The organism is Paraburkholderia phymatum, assembly GCF_038900715.1.
Lineage (GTDB): Bacteria > Pseudomonadota > Gammaproteobacteria > Burkholderiales > Burkholderiaceae > Paraburkholderia > Paraburkholderia phymatum_A.
Map to the genome: position 1 here is coordinate 1 of NZ_JAYMRZ010000058.1, position 4,019 is coordinate 4,019.

The 4,019-nt window shown below is 60.4% G+C and carries 6 protein-coding genes; all 6 read right to left on the minus strand.

Annotation, left to right across the window (positions count from 1 at the left end; genetic code table 11):
* Positions 1-4: 4 nt before the first annotated feature.
* Positions 5-229, minus strand: coding sequence for a hypothetical protein (locus VSR68_RS42250; protein WP_342945345.1), 225 nt, complete (start codon positions 227-229; stop codon positions 5-7).
* A gap of 57 nt (positions 230-286) precedes the next feature.
* Positions 287-511 (minus strand): hypothetical protein, encoded by a 225-nt coding sequence (locus VSR68_RS42255; protein ID WP_342945346.1) that lies wholly within the window; start codon positions 509-511, stop codon positions 287-289.
* A 777-nt stretch (positions 512-1,288) separates the two neighbouring features.
* Positions 1,289-1,519, minus strand: coding sequence for a hypothetical protein (locus VSR68_RS42260; protein WP_342945347.1), 231 nt, complete (start codon positions 1,517-1,519; stop codon positions 1,289-1,291).
* 96 nt (positions 1,520-1,615) lie between these two features.
* Complete coding sequence (locus VSR68_RS42265; RefSeq protein WP_342945348.1) at positions 1,616-1,846, minus strand: hypothetical protein; 231 nt, start codon at positions 1,844-1,846, stop codon at positions 1,616-1,618.
* A gap of 309 nt (positions 1,847-2,155) precedes the next feature.
* Positions 2,156-2,953, minus strand: coding sequence for a molybdate ABC transporter substrate-binding protein (locus VSR68_RS42270; protein WP_428983719.1), 798 nt, complete (start codon positions 2,951-2,953; stop codon positions 2,156-2,158).
* Positions 2,954-3,179: 226 nt separating this feature from the next.
* Positions 3,180-3,548 carry a DUF2784 domain-containing protein gene (locus tag VSR68_RS42275; protein ID WP_342945349.1) on the minus strand — a complete coding sequence of 123 codons (369 nt, stop codon included), beginning with the start codon at positions 3,546-3,548 and terminating at the stop codon, positions 3,180-3,182.
* Positions 3,549-4,019: the final 471 nt, after the last annotated feature.

Genomic DNA, 4,019 nt, shown 5'->3' on the forward strand with positions numbered 1-4,019 from the left:
CGATTTACAGCACAGCCTGCAGGCCACCGAAGTTCTGGATCGTCGGGATCTGAACCTTCGTGTCGGTTTGCGTCACGGGGGCCACTACCACGGCCGGGCTGGCGAAGCCGCCGCCGAATGCCGCGTTCGTGTTGAAGGCGTTGTAGTTGCTGCCGCCGCGCACTTCGGAGAGCGCCTTGACGGAGAGTTCTGCGTTGTGCGAGAGGTCTTTGATGGTCAGCGTTGCCATGATGAATCTCCTTGAATGGACTGGTTGCGAACTGAGAGAGAGCGAGTCGTTTGCGATTTACAGCACAGCCTGCAGGCCACCGAAGTTCTGGATCGTCGGGATCTGAACCTTCGTGTCGGTTTGCGTCACGGGGGCCACTACCACGGCCGGGCTGGCGAAGCCACCGCCGAATGCCGCGTTGATGTTGCCGACGTTGTAGTTGCTGCCGCCGCGCACTGCAGAGAGTGCCTTGACGGAAAGTTCTTCGTTATGCGAAAGATCTTTGATGGTCAGCGAAGCCATGATGAATCTCCTGATGGTCTATGTTTCGGTTTAGGTAGAGCACGATTTGTTTGCGCTCGCGGCTATATACGCACAGGGTGTGCCAAGCATGGCCCAGGATGCGTCGACCATCTGTAAACCACTGAAAATAAAGGTACTTTGTGGAAGCGGCCGTCGTTGACGTTGCTTTCCAAAGCGTTTCGCAACGAACGACGGCCTGTGCGTCGCCAACAGATTGGCGAATAGCTGTCTGTTTTGATCGAACAGGCTCAATTCCGAAGCTATGAACGACGGCATTACGGTGTCGAGAACGTGATGACCATGCGTCGAACCTAAGGGCGGGGCTTCAGTGCAAAGCATGGAAATCGAATGGGCTGCGCGATCTTTAATCGCGTGGGCGGCGGATAGGCGAGAATGCCACGCGTCGACGGGCATGACGTGATTCCATGGCCCGGTGGTGCGTGTATCAGCTGCGATGTGAGCCGAACAGATAGGGAACGACAGAGATTACGCAATGGCGCGCGTCGCTGACTGCGTGCCGCGCGGGGGAGCTATGGCGCACTGTATTCGTAGGATTTTCTGGCGCAAACAAAGAAGCCCGCCAGACGGAGAACGGTCTGGCGGGCTGAAGCCGTCAGGGACAAGACCTGACGGTGTCTCTCGGACAAACGCTTGATCGTGACTTCGTCTCCTCTTTTAGTGCTTACCCCGTTTCGTCGTTCTGTCGCGAGCTATCGAATCTGATCTGGCGAAGCCAAAGTGGCTGCGCAAGGCAAGACGGTTACTGCATGCCGGGACTCAAAGCCCCTTCAGCCACTGCAGACCGCCGAAATTCTGGAGCGTGGGAATCACCACCTTCGTATCCGTCTGGATAACGGGCGCGACCACAATGGCCGGGCTGGCAAACCCACCGCCGAATGCGGCGTTCACATTGCCGAAATTGAAGTTGCTGCCACCACGCACCGCGCCGCGCGCTCCGGCGGACAGTTCTTCGTGATGCGAGAGGTCCCTGATCGTCAGCGAGGTCATGGTAGAACTCCTTGGATTGACGGGTGTTTCGAATTGGGAGAGCACGATTCGTTGCGCCGTGAGCAGCGGAGAATCGCGGCTCTCCCGTGTCGGCACTTACGCGCCTTTGACGAACTGCAGGCCGCCGAAGTTCTGGATCGTCGGAATGTCGACCTTCGTGTCCGTCTGCGTGACGGGTGCCACGACGATGGCCGGGCTGGCAAAGCCGCCGCCGAATGCCGCGTTCGTATTGAAGGCGTTGTAGTTGCTGCCGCCGCGCACTGCCGTGAGGGCGTCGACGGAAAGTTCTTCGTTATGCGAAAGATCTTTAATGGTCAGCGAAGTCATGGTGAATCTCCTTGGTTGGGCGTGTTTCAGTGGGAAGAGCACGTTTCGTTGCGCTCGCTCCTACATGCGCAGGGGTTGTGCCAGTCCTGCTACCGCCCTCCGCGGATTGATCCTAACCGATTGAATTTGAAGAGTATTTACGCTGGGAGCAACTCGTCGGAGGGCCTTCGGCTCTCCCGCCCGATGATCTGAGTCCGGTATCCGGCCAACAGATTCGCTGGAAGCTGTCTGTTTGCGCCGAACACGTGGGCGACAGGATCGCGTCGGTTGTGGCAAGACGTGCCGATTCGCACGACTGGCGGCTTTCGCTCAATTCGCCGGCGCTGACGGGAGCGGTTCAAGTCCGCTCCCGATGATCGCGGGCGCTGCATCCGGCGACGACAGAAAGCGGATCAGCGCTGCCGCGCCGGCGGGATTCTTCGCATTGGCGCCGATGCCTCCGGAGTACACGGTGTACCTCTGCAATTCCGCAGGCAAGCTGCCGGCAAACGTCACGCCCTTCACAGGCAACAGTTCGACGACCTGCTGGAATCCGATCTCGGCACGCCCGTTCGCGACGGCATCGGCGACCTGCTCGGCCGGTATCATGCGACTCTTGATCGCCAGTCGTCCCGCAATGCCGAGGCGCTCGAACAGTTCGCGGCCGATATAGACACCCGTCGCGTTGTCGGGATAGACGATCGATTGCGCGCCGAGCAGCGTGCGCCTCAATGCGTCGATGGAACTGATATCCGGTTTCGGCTCGCCTTCGCGAACCACCACGCCGATTGCCGAGCGAGCGAAGTCCACCTTGCTGCCTAGCACGACCTTGCCGGCGTCGATCTGATCGTCGATCGCATAGCTGACCACGATCAGCACGTCGGCCCATTCGCCGCGCGCAAGACGCACGGGAATCGCATTCGCGGCCTTGCCTGTCACTGGCCCCCAGACGGTGGTCAACGTGCGGCCCGTCGCCTCCTGGAACTGCGGACTCAGTTCGCGATAAGCCGACGCGAAGCCGCCCGAGATCATGACTTTCACGTCATCCGCCGATGCCGCGCTGCTGCCCAGCAACGTGCCCGCCACGCAGAGCGCGAGTAATCGAACCCTTAGCTTGCGGATAGTCACGGCCCCGCTCCATGTCGATGGGACGTCTTCTGGCGCTGTGGCATCGCGCGCGGCGACGGCACCGCAGTTGATGGACAGCGCGTTCGTTCAGTTCTGGATTCGAGTGTAGGCCATTCGCGCTGCACTACGACATAGCGGCAGAGCACTATCTGCGTGGCTATTCGTAGATCGTTGGCTCATCGTGATGCGCGAGTGTACTGTCGATCGGGCCCTTGGCAGGCGTCGTTCAGGAACGCGGCGGAATGCGGCGCCAGGTCTCTGCGACGATCAGCAGAAACAGCACATAGGCGGCTACGAACACCCAGGCAGGCAAATCGTAATACAGCAGGGCGCTCACCCAGCGCTGCACGAAGCCCTGCGGGCCGGCCGCGCCTGTGCGCAGCCAGTCCTCGACGATGGTGAGCGGGCATGGCACGTCAAGAACCGCCAGCATCGCGACAATACCGATCGCCGCAAGGTGCACGATCCGGAAAGTCCGGTTGCGCACCCAATTGCGCTTCATGGCGGCGCCGACCCAGATCGCGATCAACCCGCCGACGATGAACACCACGATCAGCGCGTGCAGCACAAGTACCGTATTGGCGAGCCAGATCACGATGTCCTTGTCAGGTTCGATAGCTGTCGGCGGGGCGGCGCCAGTTAAGGGCGGCCTGGCGGATGCGGTATTGCGCCGGTCAGCCAGTAAGACTGTGAATTCCGCAGCCTCTTGTGAGGGTGCGTGAATGTTGACACATGCCACGCTCGCCGAAATGGTGTGCGGGTGTAGGACCCTACCGGCGCGTGGCTCTGCGTTTCTACGAGTGTAAAAGCGTTCGTCATTGAACGAACGCGCGAGTCGTGCGGCGGATCGCAAACGTGAACTGGAGCAACGGTGACACGTTTTGCGCAGGCGGGGTTGCACCAGCCACGCCGGCCGGAGGAAGGGTAAAAGCGGAGAGAGCCGTAAACGCCAAAGCCCCGCCTGTTGAGGGGCGGGGCTGTGGTCTGGGTAAGGAGCCTGACGATTACCTACTTTCACACGGGCAATCCGCACTATCATCGGCGTGGAGTCGTTTCACGGTCCTGT

Bases quoted from the DNA above. Each gene is read 5' to 3' on its own strand.
- VSR68_RS42260 (WP_342945347.1), bottom strand. From the start codon at position 1,519: ATGACCTCGCTGACGATCAGGGACCTCTCGCATCACGAAGAACTGTCC.
- VSR68_RS42250 (WP_342945345.1), bottom strand. From the start codon at position 229: ATGGCAACGCTGACCATCAAAGACCTCTCGCACAACGCAGAACTCTCC.
- VSR68_RS42265 (WP_342945348.1), bottom strand. From the start codon at position 1,846: ATGACTTCGCTGACCATTAAAGATCTTTCGCATAACGAAGAACTTTCC.
- VSR68_RS42255 (WP_342945346.1), bottom strand. From the start codon at position 511: ATGGCTTCGCTGACCATCAAAGATCTTTCGCATAACGAAGAACTTTCC.